This window comes from Pseudomonas sp. NPDC089734 (genome assembly GCF_044748865.1).
Classification (GTDB): Bacteria; Pseudomonadota; Gammaproteobacteria; order Pseudomonadales; family Pseudomonadaceae; genus Aquipseudomonas.
The window spans coordinates 90,994-113,049 of sequence record NZ_JBIVGV010000017.1; the positions used below are offsets into that span (position 1 = coordinate 90,994).

21 protein-coding genes are annotated in these 22,056 nt (G+C 59.6%); 9 read left to right on the plus strand and 12 right to left on the minus strand.

What is annotated here, in order from left to right:
- Positions 1-4 precede the first annotated feature (4 nt).
- The 3 genes from ybeY to miaB form a co-directional block, all read right to left on the minus strand.
- The gene (ybeY, locus tag ACIPY9_RS19910) at positions 5-505 is read right to left on the minus strand and encodes an rRNA maturation RNase YbeY (protein WP_400705263.1); all 501 of its coding nucleotides are present in this window, start codon (positions 503-505) and stop codon (positions 5-7) included.
- The gene (locus ACIPY9_RS19915) at positions 498-1,520 is read right to left on the minus strand and encodes a PhoH family protein (protein ID WP_400705266.1); all 1,023 of its coding nucleotides are present in this window, start codon (positions 1,518-1,520) and stop codon (positions 498-500) included. The genes ybeY and ACIPY9_RS19915 overlap by 8 nt, the downstream gene beginning before the upstream one ends.
- 166 nt (positions 1,521-1,686) lie before the next feature.
- The gene (gene miaB / locus ACIPY9_RS19920; RefSeq protein ID WP_400705269.1) at positions 1,687-3,015 is read right to left on the minus strand and encodes a tRNA (N6-isopentenyl adenosine(37)-C2)-methylthiotransferase MiaB; all 1,329 of its coding nucleotides are present in this window, start codon (positions 3,013-3,015) and stop codon (positions 1,687-1,689) included.
- Positions 3,016-3,146: 131 nt separating this feature from the next.
- On the opposite strand from miaB, the gene ACIPY9_RS19925 reads away from it, so the two are divergent.
- Positions 3,147-3,473, plus strand: coding sequence for a DUF1820 family protein (locus ACIPY9_RS19925; protein ID WP_025261951.1), 327 nt, complete (start codon positions 3,147-3,149; stop codon positions 3,471-3,473).
- Between the two features lie 33 nt (positions 3,474-3,506).
- On the opposite strand, the gene ACIPY9_RS19930 is transcribed toward ACIPY9_RS19925, so the two are convergent.
- Together ACIPY9_RS19930 and hemL are read right to left on the minus strand one after the other, a co-directional pair.
- A complete protein-coding gene (locus ACIPY9_RS19930; RefSeq protein ID WP_400705273.1) occupies positions 3,507-4,055 on the minus strand; it encodes a tetratricopeptide repeat protein in 549 nt (182 codons plus the stop codon).
- Positions 4,056-4,253: 198 nt separating this feature from the next.
- On the minus strand, positions 4,254-5,537 hold the full coding sequence (hemL, locus tag ACIPY9_RS19935; protein ID WP_400705276.1) for a glutamate-1-semialdehyde 2,1-aminomutase: 1,284 nt from the start codon (positions 5,535-5,537) through the stop codon (positions 4,254-4,256).
- A 181-nt stretch (positions 5,538-5,718) separates the two neighbouring features.
- On the opposite strand from hemL, the gene ACIPY9_RS19940 reads away from it, so the two are divergent.
- Both ACIPY9_RS19940 and ACIPY9_RS19945 read left to right on the plus strand, forming a co-directional pair.
- Entirely contained in the window at positions 5,719-7,164 is a 1,446-nt protein-coding gene (locus ACIPY9_RS19940) for an AlkA N-terminal domain-containing protein (RefSeq protein WP_400705279.1), read from the plus strand.
- Positions 7,161-7,685 carry a methylated-DNA--[protein]-cysteine S-methyltransferase gene (locus ACIPY9_RS19945; RefSeq protein WP_400705282.1) on the plus strand — a complete coding sequence of 175 codons (525 nt, stop codon included), beginning with the start codon at positions 7,161-7,163 and terminating at the stop codon, positions 7,683-7,685. The genes ACIPY9_RS19940 and ACIPY9_RS19945 overlap by 4 nt, the downstream gene beginning before the upstream one ends.
- A gap of 79 nt (positions 7,686-7,764) precedes the next feature.
- On the opposite strand, the gene thiE is transcribed toward ACIPY9_RS19945, so the two are convergent.
- Both thiE and ACIPY9_RS19955 read right to left on the minus strand, forming a co-directional pair.
- The gene (gene thiE / locus ACIPY9_RS19950) at positions 7,765-8,388 is read right to left on the minus strand and encodes a thiamine phosphate synthase (protein ID WP_400705285.1); all 624 of its coding nucleotides are present in this window, start codon (positions 8,386-8,388) and stop codon (positions 7,765-7,767) included.
- Between the two features lie 23 nt (positions 8,389-8,411).
- Positions 8,412-9,209, minus strand: a complete 798-nt coding sequence (locus ACIPY9_RS19955; protein ID WP_400705288.1) for a hydroxymethylpyrimidine/phosphomethylpyrimidine kinase — start codon at positions 9,207-9,209, stop codon at positions 8,412-8,414.
- Between the two features lie 367 nt (positions 9,210-9,576).
- Here ACIPY9_RS19955 and ACIPY9_RS19960 point away from each other — a divergent pair, with 367 nt between their 5' ends.
- From ACIPY9_RS19960 to ACIPY9_RS19975, 4 genes are all read left to right on the plus strand, one after another.
- Positions 9,577-11,565 (plus strand): 7TM diverse intracellular signaling domain-containing protein, encoded by a 1,989-nt coding sequence (locus ACIPY9_RS19960; protein WP_400705291.1) that lies wholly within the window; start codon positions 9,577-9,579, stop codon positions 11,563-11,565.
- Between the two features lie 119 nt (positions 11,566-11,684).
- Positions 11,685-13,334 carry an acyl-CoA dehydrogenase family protein gene (locus ACIPY9_RS19965; RefSeq protein WP_400705294.1) on the plus strand — a complete coding sequence of 550 codons (1,650 nt, stop codon included), beginning with the start codon at positions 11,685-11,687 and terminating at the stop codon, positions 13,332-13,334.
- 33 nt (positions 13,335-13,367) lie between these two features.
- The gene (gene amn, locus ACIPY9_RS19970; RefSeq protein WP_400705297.1) at positions 13,368-14,831 is read left to right on the plus strand and encodes an AMP nucleosidase; all 1,464 of its coding nucleotides are present in this window, start codon (positions 13,368-13,370) and stop codon (positions 14,829-14,831) included.
- Positions 14,832-14,898: 67 nt separating this feature from the next.
- Entirely contained in the window at positions 14,899-15,525 is a 627-nt protein-coding gene (locus ACIPY9_RS19975) for an rRNA large subunit pseudouridine synthase E (RefSeq protein WP_400705300.1), read from the plus strand.
- A gap of 55 nt (positions 15,526-15,580) precedes the next feature.
- On the opposite strand, the gene ACIPY9_RS19980 is transcribed toward ACIPY9_RS19975, so the two are convergent.
- Complete coding sequence (locus tag ACIPY9_RS19980; RefSeq protein ID WP_400705303.1) at positions 15,581-15,787, minus strand: DUF2788 domain-containing protein; 207 nt, start codon at positions 15,785-15,787, stop codon at positions 15,581-15,583.
- Between the two features lie 67 nt (positions 15,788-15,854).
- Entirely contained in the window at positions 15,855-16,334 is a 480-nt protein-coding gene (locus tag ACIPY9_RS19985; protein ID WP_400705306.1) for an Lrp/AsnC family transcriptional regulator, read from the minus strand.
- Positions 16,335-17,108: 774 nt separating this feature from the next.
- On the opposite strand from ACIPY9_RS19985, the gene ACIPY9_RS19990 reads away from it, so the two are divergent.
- Positions 17,109-17,813 (plus strand): DUF6515 family protein, encoded by a 705-nt coding sequence (locus tag ACIPY9_RS19990; protein ID WP_400705357.1) that lies wholly within the window; start codon positions 17,109-17,111, stop codon positions 17,811-17,813.
- A 5-nt stretch (positions 17,814-17,818) separates the two neighbouring features.
- Here the strand turns inward: ACIPY9_RS19990 and ACIPY9_RS19995 are convergent, their stop codons facing one another.
- The 3 genes from ACIPY9_RS19995 to ACIPY9_RS20005 all read right to left on the minus strand — a co-directional run bounded on the left by ACIPY9_RS19995 (position 17,819) and on the right by ACIPY9_RS20005 (position 19,432).
- Positions 17,819-18,712 (minus strand): cation diffusion facilitator family transporter, encoded by an 894-nt coding sequence (locus ACIPY9_RS19995; RefSeq protein ID WP_400705309.1) that lies wholly within the window; start codon positions 18,710-18,712, stop codon positions 17,819-17,821.
- A gap of 21 nt (positions 18,713-18,733) precedes the next feature.
- Complete coding sequence (locus ACIPY9_RS20000) at positions 18,734-19,153, minus strand: polyribonucleotide nucleotidyltransferase (RefSeq protein WP_400705312.1); 420 nt, start codon at positions 19,151-19,153, stop codon at positions 18,734-18,736.
- A gap of 141 nt (positions 19,154-19,294) precedes the next feature.
- A complete protein-coding gene (locus ACIPY9_RS20005; RefSeq protein WP_400705315.1) occupies positions 19,295-19,432 on the minus strand; it encodes a hypothetical protein in 138 nt (45 codons plus the stop codon).
- Here ACIPY9_RS20005 and hrpB point away from each other — a divergent pair.
- On the plus strand, positions 19,416-21,947 hold the full coding sequence (hrpB, locus tag ACIPY9_RS20010) for an ATP-dependent helicase HrpB (protein ID WP_400705318.1): 2,532 nt from the start codon (positions 19,416-19,418) through the stop codon (positions 21,945-21,947). The two genes, ACIPY9_RS20005 and hrpB, sit on opposite strands and share 17 nt — an antisense overlap.
- Positions 21,948-22,056 lie beyond the last annotated feature (109 nt).

Genomic DNA, 22,056 nt, shown 5'->3' on the forward strand with positions numbered 1-22,056 from the left:
GCCCTTACTCGTGATCCTTGCTTGGTGTTTCTGAATGTGGATGTTCGGCGCTTTCGTCGTCGGCATAAGGATCCGGATAGCCCAGTTCCTCAAGCAACGTTCGTTCCAGTGCTTCCATTTCTTCGGCTTCTTCATCGTCGATATGGTCGTAACCGAGCAGATGAAGGCAGCCGTGAATGACCATGTGCGCCCAGTGCGCATCAACGGCCTTGCCCTGTTCCTGTGCTTCGCGATTGACCACCGGTACGCAGATGACCAGGTCGCCAAGCAGCGGAATGTCCAGCATGTCGTCGGGCACGTCCGCAGGAAAGGACAGCACGTTGGTCGCGTAGTCCTTGTGTCGCCATGTGTGATTGAGCTCGCGCCCTTCGGTTTCGTCGACCAGTCGAATGGTCAACTCCGAGTCGGCGCTGCGCTGGCGCAGGCCCATTTCGCACCAGAGGCGGAATTGGGCTTCGCTGGGCGCTTTTGCTTCACTTGCCAGTTGCAGATCCAGCTCAAGCATCGCGGTGACTGTCCCGTGAAGAATTGAAGCTGCCGGTCTGCGTATCGCTGAAGCGGTCATCGAAGCGCTCATAGGCTTCGACGATGCGCTGCACCAGCGGATGGCGAACCACGTCCTTGGGTTTGAAGTGGGTGAAGCTGATGCCCGGTACGTCCTTGAGGACATCGATGACATGCGTCAGGCCCGACTTCGTGCCTCTTGGCAGGTCGACCTGGGTGATGTCGCCGGTGATGACGGCGGTGGAGCCGAAGCCAATACGGGTCAGGAACATCTTCATCTGCTCGACAGTGGTGTTCTGACTTTCGTCGAGAATGATGAAGCTGTTATTAAGGGTGCGTCCGCGCATGTACGCCAGCGGTGCCACTTCAATGACCTGCTTCTCGATCAGCTTGGCGACATATTCAAAGCCCAGCATCTCGTAAAGGGCGTCGTAGAGCGGTCGCAGGTACGGGTCGATCTTCTGGGCCAGGTCGCCCGGCAGAAAGCCCAGCTTTTCGCCCGCTTCCACAGCCGGCCGCACCAGCAGGATGCGACGGATCTGCTCGCGCTCCAGCGCATCCACCGCACAGGCCACGGCCAGATAGGTTTTGCCGGTGCCCGCAGGGCCGATGCCGAAATTGATGTCGTTGCCGAGGATTTCCTTGACGTAGCGCTGCTGATTCAAGCCGCGTGGGCGAATCATGCCTTTCTTGGTGCGCAGGGCAACGCCGACTTCGGCGGCCGGATGATTGTCCAGCCCTTCGACCCCTGATTCCTGCAGGAACAGGTGAACCATGTCTGGCGTCAGGTCCGTACCTTTGGTTTCCCGATACAGGCGGCGCAGAAGGTTTTCAGCCGAGGTGGTGTGTCTGGATTCGCCGATCAGTTCAAACTGATTGCCGCGGTTGCGGATCTCGATGTTCAGGCGTTGTTCGATCAAGCGCAGATGCTCGTCGAGTTGCCCGCACAAGTTGGCGAAACGATGGGCCTCGAAAGGCTCGAGGATGAAACGATGAGGTTCTATGGGTGCGTTCAAGGTCGTTTTTAGCCGCCCGACGGCAATTAAGGTGAATTGAAGAATACCCCTAGAGAACCTTGGGCGAAAGGTCTGACTTGTTAAAGGGGGGAGAGGGTGGGGCGTTCGCGAATGAATTCGCTCCTACAAGGCCATTTGTGGGAGCGAATTCATTCGCGAAAAAACGTTACTGCAACAGCGAACCCCGTAGCGAGTGAGGTTGTGCATCGTCGATATGGACGTCGACGAATTGCCCGATCAACTTGGGATTGTCACAGCGGAAATTGACGATCCGGTTGTTTTCGGTACGCCCTTGCAGCTCGCCGGGGTCCTTTTTCGAGTAATCGGTCACCAGAATGCGCTGGGTACTGCCGACCATCTGTCGGCTGATCTCGAAGCCTTGCTGGTTGAGGCGGTGTTGCAGGGCCGCCAGGCGTTCCTTTTTCAAGGCTTCCGGGGTCTCGTCCTTCAGGTCGGCGGCCGGCGTTCCGGGGCGCGGGCTATAGATGAACGAAAACGAGAAGTCGAAACCGACGTCCTGAATCAGCTTCATGGTGTTTTCAAAGTCTTTCTCGGTTTCGCCCGGGAAGCCGACGATGAAGTCCGAGCTGATGCTGATGCCCGGAACGGCAGCCTTGAGCTTGCGCAGCTTGGATTTGTATTCCAGCGTGGTGTGGTTGCGCTTCATGGCGGCCAGCACGCGGTCGGAGCCTGATTGCACGGGCAAATGCAGGTGTTTGACCAGTTCCGGGACCTCGGCGTGAGCCTGGATCAGGCTGTCGGAGAACTCCAGCGGATGGGATGTGGTGTAACGAATGCGGTCGATGCCGTCGACGGCGGCCACTACGCGGATCAGGTCCGCCAGATCGGCCACGCGGCCGTCGTGGGTGGTACCGCGATAGCCGTTGACGTTCTGCCCCAGCAAGGTGACTTCACGCACGCCGTTTTCGGCCAGGTGAATGACTTCGGTCAGCACGTCATCGAACGGGCGGCTGACTTCCTCGCCCCGTGTATAAGGCACGACGCAGAACGTGCAGTATTTGCTGCAACCTTCCATGACCGAGACATAGGCACTTGGCCCGTCGACTCGCGGCTCGGGCAGGTGGTCGAACTTCTCGATTTCCGGGAACGACACATCGACCTGGGGCAGGCGCGTGGTGCGTGCCGTGTCGATCATTTCCGGCAGGCGGTGCAGGGTCTGCGGGCCGAAGACCACGTCCACGTATGGCGCGCGGTCACGAATGGCCTCGCCTTCCTGACTGGCCACGCACCCGCCCACCGCGATGACCATCTCGGGGTTGGCCAGTTTCAACTCACGCCAGCGCCCCAGCTGGGAGTAGACCCGGTCCTGGGCGCGCTCGCGGATCGAGCAGGTATTGAGCAGGATCACGTCGGCATCTTCCGCGCGAGCGGTGACTTCCAGGGCCTGATGTTCGCCCAGCAGATCGACCATGCGCGAGCTGTCGTACTCGTTCATCTGGCAACCGTGGGTTTCGATATAAAGCTTCTTGGCCATGCGTGATCATCAGCGGATTCAAAGAACCGCGCATTATAGGGGCGATGCTCACGGGTTCCTAGCGTTGGCTGTCCGATGGACATGCTATAGTTCGTGCCCTTTTTTCTATCCCCGATTGTTATCCGCCTGTCATGACCAAACGCGAAGCTCCAATCTACAAGGTGATTTTCCTCAACCAGGGCCAGGTGTTCGAGATGTACGCCAAGCAGATCTATCAGAGCGATCTGTGGGGATTCCTGGAGGTGGAGGAGTTCGTTTTCGGCGAGCGTACGACGGTCGTGGTGGACCCCAGCGAAGAAAAGCTCAAGGCACAGTTCGAGGGCGTGGTGCGCAGTTTCGTACCGATGCATTCGATCGTGCGGATCGATGAGGTCGAGCGCATGGGGACGCCCAAGATCAGCGAAGCGCGTGGTGGCGGCAATGTGATGCCGTTTCCCATGCCGATGCCGGAAAAGTAGAGCGTAACGAAAATATGCCCTGACGCGGTTCGATCAGGGCAGCGGTGAGAAGGGTGTGCGCCCTTCGGCGGTTTGCAGTTCCAGCAGGTATTTGCGGAAGATCTGGCCCAGGACCTGCGTGGCGACTTCCAGCTCGTCGCGCTGCATCTTGGCCGATACCTCGTCCGCTGCATCCAGCGCCTCTTCCGAGCCGTTGACCGCAGCCATCTTCAGAACGATGTAGGCCTGAATGTTATTGGCCTGCACGCCTTCACCCCGAGCGAACATCAAGCCCAGTTGATACTGCGCCTGTGCATGGCCCAGCAACGATGCCTGCTCGAAATAATTGAGTGCCTGAGGCAGGTCGCGAGGGGTGTTCTGGCCCTCGTAGTAGAACTCGCCCAACTCGTATTGCGCTTGTGCATCCCCCGATTGAGCAGCCTGTTGGCATGCCGACAGCGCAGCCGGCAGGTTCTCGGGCTGTGTATTGAGGGTGCAACGACCCACCGCTGGGATTAACAACGAGTTGCCGCCTGCCTGAGTCAGCAGGGGATAGATAAGCAACAGGCAGCCCAATGCAAGGGTGCGGCCGGTGCGGTTCATGGGAGTCGACTTACCTCTGAAAAAGGTGCGGGCGTACCCGTCCAGCGAAACGTGCTGGCTGCGCATTATGAAATAAGCAGAGCCAACCTTACAAAGTCTTTACGGATTTTCTGCTGCACGGGCCTGATTTCTCACCCGTAGGAGCGAATTCATTCGCGAAAATAAAGCATTCGCGAATGGATTCGCTCCTACAGTAGCTTATTTCAGCGCGGCGAACGCTTTTTCAGCAGCATCGAGAGTCAGTTTCAACTCGGCTTCGCCATGGGCGATGGAGGTGAAGCCTGCCTCGAATGCGCTTGGCGCCAGGTACACGCCGCCTTCGAGCATCAGGTGGAAGAAGCGTTTGAATCGGTCGGCATCGCTGCTCATGACGTCCTGGAAAGTCACGATTTCTGCGGCTTCGCTGAAATACAGACCGAACATGCCGCCTGCCTGAGTGGTCACGAACGGGATGCCCGCTGCATCGGCGCGCTCCTGCAGGCCTTCGAGCATACGGCGCGTGTAGTCGCTCAGTTCATCGTGGAAACCTTCGCGGCTGATCAGGCGCAGCGTGGTCAGGCCGGCGGCCATGGCCAGCGGGTTGCCCGATAGGGTACCGGCCTGATAGACCGGCCCCAGCGGGGCGATGTGCGACATGATTTCGCGTTTGCCGCCAAAACAGCCGACTGGCATGCCGCCGCCGATGATCTTGCCGAAGGTGCTCAGGTCAGGCGTGACGCCGTAGTAGGCCTGAGCGCCACCGAGGGCCACGCGGAAACCGGTCATCACTTCGTCGAAGATCAACACCACGCCGTGTTCGTCGCACAGGGCGCGCAGGCCTTGCAGATAGCCTGGTGCAGGCGGAACGCAGTTCATGTTGCCAGCGACCGGTTCGACGATGATGCACGCCACTTCCTGACCCACTTCGGCCAGCAGTTGACGGACGGCCTCCAGGTCGTTGAAAGGCACGGTCAGGGTGTGTTTGGCAAAGTCTGCCGGAACGCCCGGGGAGCTTGGGACACCCAGGGTCAGAGCGCCGGAACCGGCCTTGACCAGCAGGCTGTCGGAGTGGCCGTGGTAGCAGCCCTCGAACTTGATGATGCTGTCGCGACCGGTGTAGCCACGGGCCAGGCGAATGGCGCTCATGGTGGCTTCTGTGCCGGAGCTGACCATGCGTACCATTTCCATGGACGGTACCAGCGAGCAGACCAGATCGGCCATCTCGGTTTCCATGGCCGTCGGTGCGCCGTATGACAGGCCATGTTCCAGCTGGCTGCGCACGGCATCGAGCACTTGCGGATGGCTGTGCCCCAGAATCATCGGCCCCCAGGAGCCGACGTAATCGACATAGCGCTTGTCGTCTTCGTCTGTCACGTAAGCGCCGGCAGCATGCTTGAAGAACAATGGCGTGCCGCCAACGCTCTTGAAGGCGCGGACCGGCGAGTTGACGCCACCGGGGATGTGTTTCTGGGCGTTGGCGAACAGTGTTTCGGAACGGGACATGATCGGGTCTCTGCTTTTGAACCGGGAAATCGTTTCGACGCTGAGTGGCATGGCTGCCTGGGTGATGTCACTAGGCCTGAAGACGTAGGGAGCCGCACTATAGCAAATGCCGGGCGATTGCCGGATGCACATGTCCGAATTCAGCCAGACTTTTATCCGGCGCTGGAGTAGGGTCTGTCTCATGAAAACTCTTGATCCAGATGTGTGCTACGCGGCATTTGTCGCCCGGGACCGCCGTTTCGACGGCTGGTTTTTCATGGGCGTGTCGACGACCGGGATTTATTGCCGTCCGATGTGCCCGGTGCGCGCGCCGCTGGCCAGAAACTGCAGTTTCTACGCAACGGCCGCCGCTGCCGAGCGGGCAGGTTTTCGCCCGTGTCTGCGCTGTCGTCCGGAACTGGCTCCGGGCCATGGGCTTTTGGATGTGTCCGGGCGGTTGGCCCAGGCTGCTGCACGGTTGATAGAAGAAGGGTTTCTGAGCGGCAGGAGTCTGGACGCACTGTCCAGGCGGGTCGGGGTGACGTCGCGGCATCTTCGGCGGATTTTCGAGGCCGAGTTCGGCGTGTCGATGATCGAGTTCGCCCAGACGCAACGCCTGTTGATTGCCAAGCGTCTGCTGACCGATACCGGTCTGTCGATGGCCGAGGTGGCCCTGGCGGCCGGGTTTGGCAGCGTCAGGCGTTTCAATGATGTGTTTCAGGAGCGTTACGGCCTCAACCCGCTGCGCCTGAGAAAGGCAACGAACCGGCCAGGCGAGGCGAGCATGCGTTTCGAGTTGTCGTATCGACCGCCTTTTTCATGGGCCGGTGTGCTGGAGTTTCTGGCCCATCGCTGCATCGGCGGGGTCGAGCATGTCGATGACGAGGCTTACACAAGGGTGATCGGAATCGAACTCGGAGGGCGTCGTCTGTCCGGCTGGATTCGTGTGATCCATGCACCGCAGCGTCATGCGCTGGTGGTGACGATGTCGGCGTCTCTGCAATCGGGTATCGCTCAGGTGCTGGGGCGGGTGCGAAGGGTATTCGATACCGGTTGCCGGCCCGATCTGGTGGATGCGCACTTGGGGGATCTGGTGACAGCCTTGCCGGGCATGCGGGTTCCGGGCGCGTTCGAGGGGTTCGAGATTGCGGTGCGTGCGGTAGTCGGTCAGCAGATATCGGTGAAGCAGGCACGTTTGATTCTGGGGCGTATGGCCGAGCGTTTCGGCACCCCGGTCGATGAGGCTCCGGACGGGCTTCATCATGCCTTTCCGACAGCCGAAGCGATGGCCTGTCTGGAGCCGGAAGACCTGATTGCCACGGGCATCATCCGGATTCGTGCCGAGGCCATCATTGCCGTCGCGCGCGAAGTGGCGGCAGGGCGGATTATTCTGGAACCGCTGGTTCCTCTGGATGAGACCTTGTCGGCCTTGCGGCATATTCGAGGTATCGGAGAATGGACCGTGCAATACATCGCCATGCGCGCCCTGGGCTGGCCCAATGCGTTTCCCGAGGGGGATGCGGTCCTCAAAAAACACCTTGGCTGTACGACGGTGGCCAAGCTCAATGAATACGCCAGCCAGTGGGCTCCCTGGCGAGCTTATGCGACGGTGCATGTCTGGCGTCAATCCGAGGAAGCCAAAAAATGATTTCCGCTTACCTGGTTACAACGCCCTTGGGCGATATGGCCTTGCGTGCCGAGGATGATGCGCTGACGGGCGTGTATTTCGTCGGGCAGAAATACTTTCCGGACCTGCTGATATTGCCCGACGATCAGCATGTTCCCCGCGTGATCCGGCTGGCGCAGGAACAACTGACCGAGTTTTTCAGCGGGGAGCGACGCTCATTTGAGGTGCCATTGCGCTTTCGAGGGACTCCCTTCCAGGAGCAGGTCTGGCGCGAGCTGGCCCGGATTCCCTATGGTGAAGTGCTGTCCTATGGCGCCATGGCCCGGAAAATGGGGCTGACTCCCGGACACTCTCGGGCTGTGGGCACTGCCAATGGCAAGAACCCGATTTCCATCATCGTGCCTTGCCATCGCGTCATTGGCGCTGGCGGGGACCTGACCGGTTATGCCGGTGGGGTCGATCGCAAGCGTGCGCTGTTGGCGCTGGAAAATGCCAACGGGCTGCCAACGTTTGAGCTGGAGGTTGCAGGTTTTCGCGAATGAATTCGCTCCTGCGCAGTCATGGATTGCATGCTGTAGGCGGTCGCCAAAACACCATAAATATCCGGCATCGGTAGCGAATTCAGTCGCGAAACAGTGCGTTGAACGCCTTCGCTCGTCGTGTCACTTCCTGTGTGCTCTCGGCTCCGAACAATCCATGAACCACCGCCAGCAGATCAGCCCCGTGGGCCACCAGTTGCGGAGCGTTCTCAACGGTAATGCCGCCAATGACCGCAATCGGCAAATGTACTTTGGCGCGTACCTGATCCAGCAGATCGAAAGGCACGGCCGGGGCATCGGGTTTGGTCTGTGAGCTGAAGAAGCGTCCGAAGGCCACGTAGCTGGCACCATCGGCCTTGGCCTTTTCCGCCAGTTCGAGCTTGCCGTGACACGTGGCACCGACAATCGCTTTATGCCCCAGTAATGCCCGGGCATCCGGCAGCGAGCCGTCGGTCTGTCCCAGATGGACGCCCACTCCCAGGCGAGCGGCCAGTTCGGCGTCATCGTTGATGATCAAGCGGGTCTTGTATTGCTCGCAAAGCTTGAGCAGTTCGGTGGCTTCACGCAGGCGACGGGATTCGTCGTCGCTCTTGTCCCGGTATTGCAACAGGGTCACGCCGCCTTCGAGGGCGGCCTGCACGTAAGACAGGAACTTACCGGTCAGCAGCTGGCTGTCGGTGATGGCATACAGGCCACGTAGTTTCATCGGCTGAGTCTCATGTCGTGGCGTTATGAGCAGAAGTCCAGTGGCAGACGGCGCGGGACGAATTGTCCCTTGCCCAACTGCTCGGCGTCGCGCAACGTCCGCCACGTGTAGTCCAGCGCCGATTGTACAGCGCTCACCAGGGCTTCCCCCTGTGCCAGTCGTCCGGCCAGGGCGCTGGCCAGGGTGCAACCTGACCCGTGGTAGCTGCCCGGCAGACGTTGGCAGATAAAAGTATGGGACTGGCCGTCGCGGGTGTAGAGGCGATTGTGAACCTCCTGTTCATCGCCATGCCCGCCGGTAATCAGCAGATGCTCGCAAAACGGCAGCAGTTTGCGGGCGCATTCGTCTGCCGTGCCGTCGGGCAACTCAGCCAGAATACGGGCCTCTGGCAGGTTGGGCGTGACCACGGTCGACAGAGGCAGCAGCCGTTCGCGTATGGCGAAGCCGACTTCGTCCTTGCCCAGACGTCCTCCCCCTCCGGCCCGCAGCACGGGGTCGCAGACCACCGGCAAGTGCGGATGCGCCGTCAGCAGACCGGCCACGGTCTCGACCATTTCCAGAGATCCCAGCATGCCCAGCTTGACTGCTGCTACGCTCGAATCATTGAGCACGGCATTGGCCTGGGCCAGGACCCATTCGCGATCCAGGACGCGGAAGTCGCTGACATCGACGGTGTCTTGAACGGTCAGCGCCGTCACAGCCGGTGCGGCATGGCAGCCTTGGGCAAGCAGGGCTTCTATATCGGCCTGCAGACCGGCACCACCACTGGGGTCGTGGCCGCTGAGGCAAAGGACTACGGGGCGGGAGCTATAAATATTCATGGTGCGCGAGCTTATCACTAAACCTTTCCCGGGCCGCCGGTCGATCCGGGGTTTTTCTGGGGGCCAGGCAAAATTTAACGATCTGTTCGTAAGGTAAATGTTTGAGTTTGGCCTGTAATGGCCGAGATAGAGCCATCGCTTTAATTTTAAAGCCATAGTGACGAAAGGCCATTAACCGCTATGCTTGGTTATTCTTGCTATCTCATTGTCAGGACGATCTTTTGTTGCCATGCGTCAGGCGTCTAAGGTAGGCAAGGTCCACACTGATAAACCTGTTTTGAACTGTTCAGCCTGTTTCAAGGAAAGAAATTTACAGGGCGTCGCCATCAACGGATGGAGTGACAGCGGCGACCTACCTTGGGGCTCTATGCGCTATTTGCTGATCATGCTGGTTGCCTGGTTTCCATTGCTGGCTCATTGCGTCGAGTTCGATGAAAACACTCGCAGCTTGCCGTTGGGGCAGGTCATTCAGGTGTTTGAAGATGTGAGCGGCACGGCGACCATCGAGAGCGTCGTTTCCAGAGGTTCGGAATTCCGTGCGCTCGATGCTCAAACGCTCAACGCAGGCTATTCGAACTCGGCGTTCTGGCTGAAAGTCGATCTGCTGTACCGTCCCCATTCCCGGGCCAAGCATACCGACTGGCTGCTGGAACTGGCCTATCCACCGATGGACCATGTCGACCTCTATCTGCCTGACGGCAACGAGCGCTATCAACTGGCCTGGAAAACCGGCGACCGGCTGCCTTTTTCAAGTCGTGACGTTAAGCAGGGCAACTATGTGTTCGGGGTGGATCTGCCGCCCGGCAAGCCTACGACCGTTTATCTGCGCGTTGCCAGCCAGGGACCGATTCAGGCACCGCTCAATCTGTGGTCCAGTCATGCCTACATGGAAGAGTTGCCCGCCAAGATCTATATCCTGGGGCTGATCTATGGCGTGTTGACGGGGATGCTGGTTTACAACCTGTTCATCTACATCAGCGTGCGCGACGCCAGCTATCTGTATTACATCCTGTACATCGCCTCGTTCGGGTTGTACCAGCTGTCGATCAACGGGGTCGCCATCGAATACCTGTGGCCGGACAGCCCTGTCTGGGCCAACACCTCCACGCCATTCCTGATGGCGATCTCCGTGCTGTTCACCAGTCAGTTTTCTCGTAGCTTCCTGCAGACGGCAACACTGGCACGCTGGCTGGACAGGCTGTTGATTGCGGTGATGGTCGGTGCAGTGATTGCCATGCTGCTGTCGCTGTTCGCCAATTACGGCCTGGCATTGCGTATGGTGACCTTGCTGGTGCTGGCCTGTTTCACCGTGATGCTGACGACGGGCATCATGGCCGTACTCAAAGGCATACGAATCGCCCGCTATTACCTGGCCGCCTGGGTCGTTTTCCTGATGGGCGGGCTGGTCAACGCCGTGATGTTGTTCGGCTATATCCCCAATACCTTTCTGCACCTCTATGCCAGTCAGATCGGTTCGGTTCTGGAAATGGCGCTGTTGTCGCTGGCCCTGGCCGACCGGGTCAATCATATCCGTGAGCAGCAGGCGAAAACCCTGCTGGAAGCCGGCGAGGACCTGGAGCGCTTGAATCAACAACTGGCGACCAGCAACCGCCTCAAGGATGAGTTCCTTGCCACGCTCACTCACGAACTGAGAACACCGATGAATGGGGTCATTGGTTCGCTCGAGCTGATGGATACGGTGAAAATGGATGGCGAGCTGGAGATGTATCAGCAGACCGCCGCTGCTTCAGCCCAGGACATGATGAGCATGATCAACGGCATCCTGACCCTGACGGAACTTCAGGCCGGTGTGTTGTATGCCCAGAGCGAGGTTTTTGATCTGGATGACCTGTTCGACTCCTTGCGCGAGCGTTTCCGCAGTGCCGCTCAGTCCAAGGGGCTGGTATTGACCTTCGAGCTGGACGAGCAATTGCCGGAGAGCGTGCGGGGAGATTTTCACAAGCTGTATCAGTGCCTGGAGTGCCTGCTGGACAATGCCATCAAGTTCACCCGAAACGGGGCGGTCAAGGTTCGGGTCATGGCGCAACAACATGACAACGACAGTCTGCACATGCGGATCGAGGTCATGGACACCGGTATCGGCTTCAGTCAGCTGGACGAAGCGACGCTGTATGAACGGTTTTTCCAGGTCGATGGCTCCATGACCCGCGAGTATGGCGGGCTGGGGATCGGTCTGGCGATCTGCCGGCAGTTGATCGAGCTGCAAGGCGGTGCTCTGAGCCATCGTTCCGAACCGGGCAAGGGCAGTTGCTTTACGCTGAGTCTGCCGCTGTTGATGGCGGTGCCCGGTGCCGTACGCAGGGCTCCGGCGGTGAAGGCGCAATGGGGTATCTGAACCGCTTGCGGTGAAGCCGATCAGGAAAAAGCGCCGGTACTTCGGCACGTACGGCACTTTTTAAAGCCACGGGTGCGTGTTTCACTGCGGTTCATGACTCGCCTGCGAGGAGACCGCTCATGGACCTTCACCCGTTTGCCGAAACCCACGAAGTGACCAATCAGCCACCTCCGCTGGAGGGCGCGAACCTCTACCGTATCGATCTACCATTGCAAGCCTGGATAAAGCGGTTCGACGCAGGCTGGGCCGAGCCCCGCATCGACGCCTACGGCGCATTGGCAGGCGGATCGCTGATGGAGGCCGGTTTCCTCGCCAATCAGAACAAGCCGACCTTTGCCAGCCATGACCGCTACGGCCACCGCCTCGATCTGGTCGAATTTCACCCGGCTTATCACCAGTTGATGAGCACGGCCATTGAACACGGTATTTCTTCCTTGCCATGGACCGATCCGCAACCGGGCGCGCATGTAGCCCGGGCTGCCATGAGCTATCTGCATACCCAGGCCGACCCCGGCAGCGGTTGCCCTCTGACCATGACTTTTGCCAGCGTACCCGCACTCAGGTTGCAACCGGATCTGGCGGAGGCCTGGCTGCCGAAAATCCTTTCCACGCATTACGATCCGCGCAATGTCGGTATCACCCACAAGACCGGTGCGACCATCGGTATGGCAATGACCGAGAAACAGGGCGGCACCGATGTGCGCGCCAACACCACGCGGGCTTATCCCGTGGGGGCGAGCGGGCCGGGACAGGCCTATGAGCTGGTCGGTCACAAGTGGTTCTGCTCGGCCCCCATGTGCGATGCATTTCTGACACTGGCACAGACCGACAAGGGCCTGAGCTGCTTCCTGCTGCCACGTCACCGGCCGAATGACACCCGTAACGAGTTCTACATTCAGCGCCTGAAAAACAAGCTGGGCAACTGGTCCAATGCCTCCAGCGAAATTGAACTGCGCGGTGCCCTGGCCTGGATGGTGGGTGAAGAAGGGCGCGGCGTGCCGACCATCATTGAAATGGTTGCCATGACCCGTTTCGACTGCATGATTGGCTCCAGTGCCCTGATGCGTCAGGCGGTGACTCAGGCCACGCATCATTGCGCCCATCGCAAGGTCAGCGGACGGCTGCTCAGCGAACAACCTCTGATGCAGAACGTACTGGCCGACCTCGCACTGGAAAGCGAAGCCGCACTGGCGTTGACCTTGCGTCTTGGACGGGCTCTGGATCATCCGGAAGATGGGCACGAGGCACGTTTTGTCCGGCTGGTCACGGCTGTGGGTAAATACTGGATCTGCAAGCGTGCTCCAGCCATGATCAACGAGGCCGCGGAGTGCCTGGGCGGGGCGGGCTATGTCGAAGACAGCATTCTGCCGCGGTTGTACCGCGAGGCACCGGTCAACTCGACGTGGGAGGGTTCCGGCAACGTGCAATGCCTGGATGTACTGCGTGCGCTGTCCAAAGAGCCGGGTGTGCTCGATGCCTTGTTCGACGAGCTTGGCGATGGCCATGGCGACCGGCATCTGAAGGCGCACATTACAAAGCTTAAGGCTGCGCTCAAGGACACGGGCGACATGCAATACCGTGCCCGGCAACTGACCGAAGACATTGCGCTGGGATTGCAGGCCGGGCTGTTGCTCAAGGCCGGTAATGCCACTGTCAGTGATGCGTTCATCCTGGGGCGGTTGCTCTCGCCCGGTCAGGTATATGGCGCTTTGCCTGTCGGTGTCGATGCAGAAACTTTGATAGCCCGGTCTTCGCCACAGGTGGCATGATGCAGGTCTGCAAGATCAGACAGGACGGAAACCGTGACCCAAGCTTTTGTTGTCGTAGAAACCGCCGAGCAAGCCGTGGAACGTCTCTCGGAGCTGCATGAACGTGCGACCCGTGCCTTGAGCCAGGCGCTCAAGCGCTATCTGAAAGATCGTGTGGAACCGGATGCCGAACAACGGGCGCTGTTTCGTTATCCCGAATTACGTCTGACGTACGAATGCCATGGCGATGTGCCGCTGACCACCCGCGCCTACGCCAAGGTGCAACTGCCCGGCACCTACAGCGTCACCGTGACCCAGCCTGCCGCGTTCCGCAAATACCTGCTGGAGCAATTGCGCCCTCTGATGAGCGACTTCTCGGTCACGATCGAAGTCGGCGTCAGCGAGCAGAACATTCCTTATCCGTATGTGGTCGAGCAGGGTGACGAGCTGGCGGGCTCGGGCGTGACCGCTGCCGCGCTGGCGCGGGTTTTCCCCAGCACGGACTTGTCCGCCGCGACTGACGGTATTGCTGACGGCCTGCATGACTGGGCCAACGCCGATCCATTGCCTCTGGCACTGTTCGATGCGGCGCGGGTGGATTTCTCGTTGCGTCGTCTGGTGCATTACACCGGCAGCGACTGGCGTCATGTGCAGCCGTGGATCCTGCTGACCAACTACCACCGCTACGTTGACCAGTTCATCCTGCATGGCCTGGAAAAGCTGCGCGACGACCCGCGTTTCGTGCGCATGGTGTTGCCTGGCAACGTTGTCGTCGACAAGAACATGATTTATGAAGAGGCGCAGGCGATCGTTGCCAGCGTGGTCTGGCACCGTTATCAGATGCCGGCCTACCACCTGATTGCCGAAGATGGCCATGGCGTCACACTGGTCAACATTGGTGTCGGCCCGTCCAACGCCAAGAACATCACCGACCACCTGGCCGTACTGCGTCCGCATTGCTGGCTGATGATCGGCCACTGTGGCGGCCTGCGTCAGTCTCAGACCATTGGTGATTATGTGCTGGCCCACGCTTATATGCGTCGTGACGGGATTCTCGATCGCGTGCTTCCGCCGCATATCCCGATTCCGGCCCTGGCCGAAGTGCAACTGGCGTTGCAAGAGTCGGCGGCACAGATTACCGGTGAGCGGGGCGAGGGGCTCAAGAAGCGTCTGCGTACCGGGACGGTGCTGACCTACGATGACCGCAACTGGGAATTGCGCTGGGCACAGGAGCGGCCGCTCATCAACCTGTCGCGTGCCGTGGCCGTGGACATGGAAAGCGGCACCATCGCAGCCCAGGGCTATCGCCTGCGAGTGCCTTACGGCACTTTGCTGTGTGTCTCGGACAAGCCGTTGCACAGTGAAATCAAATTGCCAGGCTCGGCCAACGCGTTCTACGAGCGCGCTGTCAGCCAGCATTTGAAGATCGGCATCGCTGCGCTGGACTTGCTGCGCACGGAGCTGAACTCGCTGCACTCACGCAAATTGCGCAGCTTCGATGAGCCACCTTTCCGTTAAGGGATTGGTATTTATGCCGGGGGCCACTTAAAGTGGCCCTTTCTGTTTCCAAGCTTTTGAAGTTCTCATGTCCCGCATTCAACGTCCTGCTTCCCGTCGCCCGGCCCCCAAACATTCCGGTACGGCCCGTCGTGTCGCCAAAGCCCCACCGGCCGAACCGAAACTCGTGCTGTTCAACAAGCCTTTCGATGTGCTGACGCAATTCAGCGATGGCGAAGGACGGGCAACGCTCAAGGACTTTATCGATATTCCGGGCGTCTACCCGGCCGGTCGGCTGGACCGTGACAGTGAGGGCTTGCTGTTGCTGACCAATGACGGGCAGTTACAGGCTCGTATTGCCGATCCCAAACACAAATTGCCCAAGACGTACTGGGTTCAGGTTGAAGGTGAGCCGACCGAGGAACAGTTGCAGCGGTTACGTGACGGGGTTGAACTCAATGATGGGCCGACCTTGCCTGCCCTGGCCCGTCAGCTGGACGAACCCCAGCTCTGGCCACGCAACCCGCCTGTACGCTTTCGCAAGAGCGTGCCCACCAGTTGGCTGGAACTGGTCATCAAGGAAGGTCGCAACCGTCAGGTTCGACGCATGACCGCGGCCGTCGGTCTGCCCACCTTGCGGCTGGTGCGGGTCAGAATCGGTGACTGGACGCTGGACGGCCTGGATCAAGGCCAATATCGCGAAGTGCCCCTGTAGGAGCGAATTCATTCGCGAAGGGCCTTTTCGCGAATGAATTCGCTCCTACAGGGGGTCATGATCCATTTTCCAGGTAGGCAATCACCAGGCTTTTGATCACGAACGCCATGATGCCCAGGCCCAGCACGAAGAACAGGATGAACGTGCCGAATTTGCCAGCCTTGGATTTCTTCGCCAGATCCCAGACGATAAAACCCATGAAACCAATAAGGACGGTGACCAGGATGGTCATCATCCACTCTTCAAAAAGCACGGGGTCCATCAGTTGCTCCAGTCGGACGGCGGTATCGGGCGATTATAGAAAGTCCGTCACCACGCCGGTACGCGGCTCAACCACGCAGATGAACCAGGGGTAGTTCCGTGCTGGCCAGCACTTGATTGAGCACAAAGCTCGACTTGACGCTGGTGACGCCTTCGATGCGGGTAAGATGGCCCAACAGCAGTTTCTGGTAGTGATCCATATCAGGAACCACAACTTTCAGTTGATAATCGGCATCCATTCCCGTCACCAGGCTGCACTCCAGCACTTGGGGCAGGTTGCGAATCTGCTGTTCAAAGTGCTCGAACCGCTCCGGGGTGTGCCGGTCCATGCCGATCAGGACATAGGCGGTCAGGTTCAGGCTGAGCTTCTTGCGGTCCAGCAATGCGACCTGCCGCACGATATAGCCATCGTCCTCAAGCTGCTTGACCCGTCGCGAGCAAGGCGAAGGTGACAATCCTATGCGTTCTGCCAGTTCCTGGTTGGAAATGCGTGCGTCACGTTGCAGTTCGGCCAGGATGCTCAGGTCATATCTGTCGAGCTTGCTCACGATGTTCCCCTTTTCAAGTTGAATTGCGCTGAATTATTGATATGAAGTCAAAAATTGCGCAAGTGATGTTTTTATAAGCAATCTTCGCAATCATTTGTCGGTCTGGCAGGCCTATTCTTTTCAACAGAATCACTGCCCGGACATAGCGTCCAGCGCGGCTCGCCCAATCAGGCCAGCTGCGGCCTCCCACCCAACAGGGTTGGCCAGGCCCCCGGGCTGCATACTGTCCAGAAGACGGCATGAGGTGAGCCGGCGTCATAAGCGTCGTGCCAGGACGAAGTATCCCGAGGGGGCCAGCAGGCCCCCTTTTCTTTGCGTCCTGATAAAGTGCGCAGAACGGCGCGCCTCTATTGCAGTCTTATTTACGTCTATCCGCGTCCTAGTGAGGAAAGCATGAAATCAGGCATCTGGAAGCTGACGGGGTTAAGTCTGCTGTGTTTGAGCATCAGCGCCCATGCGTTGGCCGATGATGATTCCTTGAAGGACCAGTACCGAGGCAGCGCCAGCGACAACGCGCAGCAACGCAGGATTCAACAACAGCAACAGAACCAGCTGAATCAGGTCGAACGCCAGCAACAACAGCAGATTCAGCAGCAACAGAACCAGCAGCGTCAGGTTGAGCGCCAGCAACAGCAGCAGATTCAACAGCAGCAAAACCAGATGCGTAACGTCGAGCGCCAGCAGCAACAACAGATGTATCAGCAGCAATTGAATCAGCAGCGTCAGATTCAGGAACAGCAGAATCAGCAACGTCAGGTCGAGCGTCAGCAACAGTTGCAGCAACGCCAGAACAACCTGCCGATCGAGACGGCACCTCGCGAGTCCTGGCAGACCCAGCAACCGCGTCAGGGCTATTACCAGGATATTCCGCGCGGCAATCGCAACTGGCAGGCAGGCAGCGGTCGCCCCAATGACCGTTGGGACGGACGACCCGACGGGCGTGGCAATGGCTGGGGCGATGGCCCACGGTATCGGCCCGGCTACACGATAGATCGTGTTCCCGGTGGTTATTCGCGCATTCCTTATCGCGGGCAGGATTACTTCTACTCGCAAGGCTATTGGTATCGCCCTCAAGGCCCGCGCTATGTGGTGGTGACGCCGCCTTATGGCCTGCGGGTGCGCAGCCTGCCGTCCTATTCACAGGAAATCTGGATCGGCAGCTCGCTGTTGTTCCTGGCGGCCGGTACTTACTACGCCTATCAGAGCGACAGTCAGGATTATGTCGTGGTCAACCCGCCACAGAATCAGTCCTACAACCAGGCCCCCGTCCAGAATGGCTATGATCCGGTGGCTTATCCCCTCAATGGGCAAAGTCAGGAGCAGGTCGAGCTGGATCATTACCAATGCTACCGCTGGGCCGCAGAGCAAAGCGGCTTCGATCCGGCGAATATCACTTACCAGCCACAGGCTGAAGTGGTGGACCTCTACCGTCGCTCTATGGGCGCCTGCCTCGTCGGGCGTGGCTACAGCGTCAATTAGGTTTATCAGGCGATAGCCTGTTTCACCACTTCCTGAGGATCGGCATGCACCAGCACTTCCGCTTTCGGATAGCGCTGGTGTATCGCTTCTGCGACGTCATCGCACAGCGCATGCGCGACACTGAGCGTCAGGCTCCCCGGCAACTCCAGATGTAATTGCACGAACCAGCGATTGCCGGAAATTCTTGTCCGAAGATCATGCGCCCCCAGAACCCCCGGTACGCTACAGGCCAGTTCCAGCATGCGCTGGCTGACATCGGGAGGCAGTTCTTCGTCCATCAGCACCGATACCGTTTCGCGAGCAATCTGAAACGCACTCCACAGAATGTAGACGGCAATTCCAAGGCCGAAGTACGCATCCAGTTGTTGCCAGCCAAACAACGTGAGTGTCAGCGCCACCAGAATGCTGAAATTGAGCAGCAGATCGGAGCGGTAATGCAGCGAGTCGGCGCGGATGGCTGCCGAACCCGTTTCCTTGATGACCTTGTGCTGCAACAGTAGCAGCCCCAGGGTCAGAATCAGGGACAGTGCCATCACCGCGATACCCAGGCCCGCCGCGCCCAGAGGTTCGGGGTGCTGAATACGCTCGATGGCCTGAAAGGCGATCAGGCCGGCACTGACCGCAATGAACAGTGCCTGAGCCATGCCCGACAAGGCTTCGGCCTTGCCGTGGCCATAACGATGATCCTCATCCGCCGGACGCAGCGCGTAATGCACCGCCAGCAGGTTGAGAAAGGACGCCGCGCCATCGAGCAGCGAGTCAGTCAGCCCGGCCAGCAGACTGACCGAGCCGCTGAACCACCAGGCCACGCTCTTGGCAATGATCAGGGTGCTGGCTACCAGCAGCGATGCTCGCGTCGCAAGACGCAACAGACGGGCATGTTCGGTGCTGGTGTTCATGGCGCTTCCTTTCAATCTGCCTTAAGCCGCAGGGCGCAGGCCCAGTGTTGCCAGTTGCTCAACGCTGCCCTTGTACTGGATCAGTCGTGGATCGTTGAGCGGCAGGGATTGGCCCAGCTCGGTTTCCAGAATGGCTTGCAGCTTGCTGTTGTCGACGCTGCCGTCAGCCTTGATCGCCGGTTGCAGCTTTTGCGGGTCGATCTGGGCATGCCCGGTCGGGGTGTAGTAGATCGCGCCCGTGGTGAAGTCCACGGCCAGCGCAATCACGCCCGGAATCACATAGAACAACAGGCCGACCGCATCCAGAGCGAGGATGGCCGGGTCGATCTTGCCTTCGATCTGGCCGCGACGATCAGGATAGAAAATGCTGCCGCACGCCGAAATCTGGGTCAAAAGGGTGGCGACCAGAATGCCGCCGACGAAACGGGATGGGATGCGCATGGAGAACTCCTGAGATGAAGTGGCAACTATACAAGGCAAAGGCTACGTCGCTAAGACTATTGCGTATCCCGGTGGTTCTTTGAGTGAACATATATTCACGGTAGTTGAACCCCGAGCGGGTCCGACTTTGTAGGAGCGGATTCATCCGCGAACAGACAACGCATCATTTTCAAAAATACCGCTTTCCTGGACAAATCCGATCCTGCCGAGCTTCTGCAAACGCCTGTGACGCTTATAATCGGCCGCCTGTTCTGGAGCCGCCATGATTTCCCTGCCCATCGATGCTGTCCTGCCGGCCTTGCGCCAGGCACTGACCTCCCGCCACGAAGCTGTCCTCGAGGCGCCGCCCGGCGCGGGCAAGACCACCCGCGTGCCTTTGGCGCTGCTGGAGGAACCCTGGCTGGCCGGGCAAACCATCCTGATGCTGGAGCCGCGTCGCCTTGCCGCCAGGGCAGCGGCCGAGCGGTTGGCCAGTGAGCTGGGCGAAAAGGTCGGGGAAACGGTCGGCTACCGGATCCGGCTGGACAGCAAGGTCGGCCCCAGGACCCGTATCGAAGTGGTCACCGAAGGGATTCTGACTCGACGCTTGCAGGACGACCCGGCGCTGGAAGGCGTGGGGCTGCTGATTTTCGATGAGTTCCACGAGCGCAGTCTGGACGCCGACCTGGCACTGGCCCTGAGTCTCAACGGCCGCGATCTGTTTCGTGACGAGCAACCGCTGAAGATTCTGCTGATGTCGGCCACCCTGGAAGGCGAGCGTCTTTCCACGTTGCTGGATGATGCACCAGTGGTCCGCAGCGAAGGGCGCATGTTTCCCGTCACCCTGCAGTGGGGGCGGCCTTTTCAGCCGGGCGAGTTCGTCGAGCCGCGTGTGGTGCAGACTGTCCTTGATGCGTTGGGCAGTGAGTCCGGCAGCTTGCTGGTGTTTCTGCCGGGGCAGGCGGAAATTCGCCGGGTGCATCAGCAATTGGCCGATGCGTTGGGCGAGCGCACTGACATTCTGTTGTGTCCGTTGCATGGCGAGCTTGACCTGAGTGCTCAGCGAGCGGCCATCGAGCCTTCGCCCAGAGGTGTGCGCAAGGTGGTGCTGGCGACCAATATCGCGGAAACCAGCCTGACCATCGATGGCGTACGTGTGGTGATCGATGCCGGGCTGGCACGGGTGCCGCGCTTTGATCCGGGCAGTGGCATGACGCGCCTCGACACTCAGCGTATTTCCCGCGCCAGTGCAACGCAGCGAGCGGGGCGGGCAGGGCGTCTGGAGCCCGGTGTGTGTTACCGGCTCTGGTCCGAAGCACAGCATGATCAGCTCGCGGCTTATGGTACGGCGGAAATCCTGCAGGCGGATCTGGCCGGGCTGGCGCTGCAACTGGCGCGCTGGGGTGTGACGCCCTCTCAACTGGTCTGGCTCGATGTGCCTCCGCCTGCGGCTTATGCACAGGCCCAGGATCTGTTGGTCAGGCTGGGGGCGTTAAGCAACCCGCAAGGCCAGGAACGAAAACTGACCCCGCATGGACAGGCGATGGCGGAGTTGCCCGCGCATCCTCGTATCGCCCATTTGTTGCTGCGTGGTCATGCGCTGGGACTGGGGGCCTTGGCGTGCGATGTGGCGGCCTTGTTGGGAGAGCGCGATATTCTTCGGGGAGCGGGTGCTGACCTGCACAGCCGTCTGGTGATGGTATCCGGTGAGTCAAAAGCGCATCGTGGTGCGCAGGGCGGTGTACAACGTGCGAAACAACTGGCGCGTCAGTACCGCGGCTATCTTGGCGGGGCTGTCACGGCACCGGTGAGCGATCCGGATCATTCCCGCTGGCTGGGTTGCCTGCTGGCTCTGGCCTATCCGGATCGGGTGGCGCAGCAGCGTCGGGCAGGCGGTGCCGAATATCGCCTGGCCAACGGTCGTGCCGCCTTGTTCGCTGAGGTCGATGCACTCATGAAACAGTCATGGCTGGTGATCGCCGACCTCGGCAGCCGTCAGGGCCAGCGCGAGGAGCGGATCTATCTGGCGGCGGAATTCGATCCGGCGTTGTTCGACTCCGTGCTGTCGGAACAGGTGACGCTTGTCGATCAACTGGACTGGGATGAACGCGAAGGTGTGTTGCGCGCCGAGCGACAGCGCAAGGTCGGGGAACTGATCCTGAGTCGAGAGCCGTTGACCGGTCTGGACGAAGCCGCACGTGGGCAGGCATTGCTGGGGCTGGTACGACGCAAGGGGCTGGAGCTGTTGCCCTGGACGCCGGAGCTTCGGCAATGGCAGGCGCGGGTAACGATGCTGCGCCAGCTTGATCTGGAAAAACAGGACACCAGCGAATGGCCTGACGTCCGTGATCCTGCCTTGCTCGACAGTCTGGAATCCTGGCTGCTGCCGTATCTGGGCAAAGTGACCCGGCTCAGCCACTTCGGCAATCTGGACCTGCCTTCGATGCTGCACACCCTGCTGCCCTGGCCGTTGCCGCAGCGGCTGGACGAGCAGGCACCGCATCATCTGAGCGTGCCGTCCGGTTCATCGGTGCGTCTGGACTACAGCGAATACCCCCCAATCCTTGCCGTGCGTCTGCAAGAGCTGTTTGGTCTGTCGGACACTCCCCGCATCGCCAATGGCCGACAAATCGTCAAACTGCACCTGCTGTCTCCGGCACGTCGCCCGGTGCAGGTGACTCAGGATCTGGCCAACTTCTGGCGCAGTACATATGCGGAAGTTAAGAAGGATTTGAAAGGGCGATACCCGAAGCATTATTGGCCGGACGATCCGTTGATTGCAGAGGCGACGGCGCGGGTTAAACCCCGGAAGTAAGGTATGGGTACTGGCCTTTTGCTAAGAACGAAAGGGCTGATTGTTTTTTTGTGTTACATATTGCGTTAGGAAAATTCCTACAGTAAGTTGCATGCCGAACAGCAGTCCC

Bases quoted from the DNA above. Each gene is read 5' to 3' on its own strand.
- ACIPY9_RS19965 (WP_400705294.1), top strand. From the start codon at position 11,685: ATGGACCTTCACCCGTTTGCCGAAACCCACGAAGTGACCAATCAGCCA.
- ACIPY9_RS19945 (WP_400705282.1), top strand. From the start codon at position 7,161: ATGATTTCCGCTTACCTGGTTACAACGCCCTTGGGCGATATGGCCTTG.
- ACIPY9_RS19980 (WP_400705303.1), bottom strand. From the start codon at position 15,787: ATGGACCCCGTGCTTTTTGAAGAGTGGATGATGACCATCCTGGTCACC.
- ACIPY9_RS20000 (WP_400705312.1), bottom strand. From the start codon at position 19,153: ATGCGCATCCCATCCCGTTTCGTCGGCGGCATTCTGGTCGCCACCCTT.
- ACIPY9_RS19975 (WP_400705300.1), top strand. From the start codon at position 14,899: ATGTCCCGCATTCAACGTCCTGCTTCCCGTCGCCCGGCCCCCAAACAT.
- ybeY (WP_400705263.1), bottom strand. From the start codon at position 505: ATGCTTGAGCTGGATCTGCAACTGGCAAGTGAAGCAAAAGCGCCCAGC.
- ACIPY9_RS19960 (WP_400705291.1), top strand. From the start codon at position 9,577: ATGCGCTATTTGCTGATCATGCTGGTTGCCTGGTTTCCATTGCTGGCT.
- hrpB (WP_400705318.1), top strand. From the start codon at position 19,416: ATGATTTCCCTGCCCATCGATGCTGTCCTGCCGGCCTTGCGCCAGGCA.
- ACIPY9_RS19940 (WP_400705279.1), top strand. From the start codon at position 5,719: ATGAAAACTCTTGATCCAGATGTGTGCTACGCGGCATTTGTCGCCCGG.
- ACIPY9_RS19930 (WP_400705273.1), bottom strand. From the start codon at position 4,055: ATGAACCGCACCGGCCGCACCCTTGCATTGGGCTGCCTGTTGCTTATC.
- ACIPY9_RS19925 (WP_025261951.1), top strand. From the start codon at position 3,147: ATGACCAAACGCGAAGCTCCAATCTACAAGGTGATTTTCCTCAACCAG.
- thiE (WP_400705285.1), bottom strand. From the start codon at position 8,388: ATGAAACTACGTGGCCTGTATGCCATCACCGACAGCCAGCTGCTGACC.
- ACIPY9_RS19995 (WP_400705309.1), bottom strand. From the start codon at position 18,712: ATGAACACCAGCACCGAACATGCCCGTCTGTTGCGTCTTGCGACGCGA.
- ACIPY9_RS20005 (WP_400705315.1), bottom strand. From the start codon at position 19,432: ATGGGCAGGGAAATCATGGCGGCTCCAGAACAGGCGGCCGATTATAAG.
- hemL (WP_400705276.1), bottom strand. From the start codon at position 5,537: ATGTCCCGTTCCGAAACACTGTTCGCCAACGCCCAGAAACACATCCCC.
- miaB (WP_400705269.1), bottom strand. From the start codon at position 3,015: ATGGCCAAGAAGCTTTATATCGAAACCCACGGTTGCCAGATGAACGAG.
- ACIPY9_RS19955 (WP_400705288.1), bottom strand. From the start codon at position 9,209: ATGAATATTTATAGCTCCCGCCCCGTAGTCCTTTGCCTCAGCGGCCAC.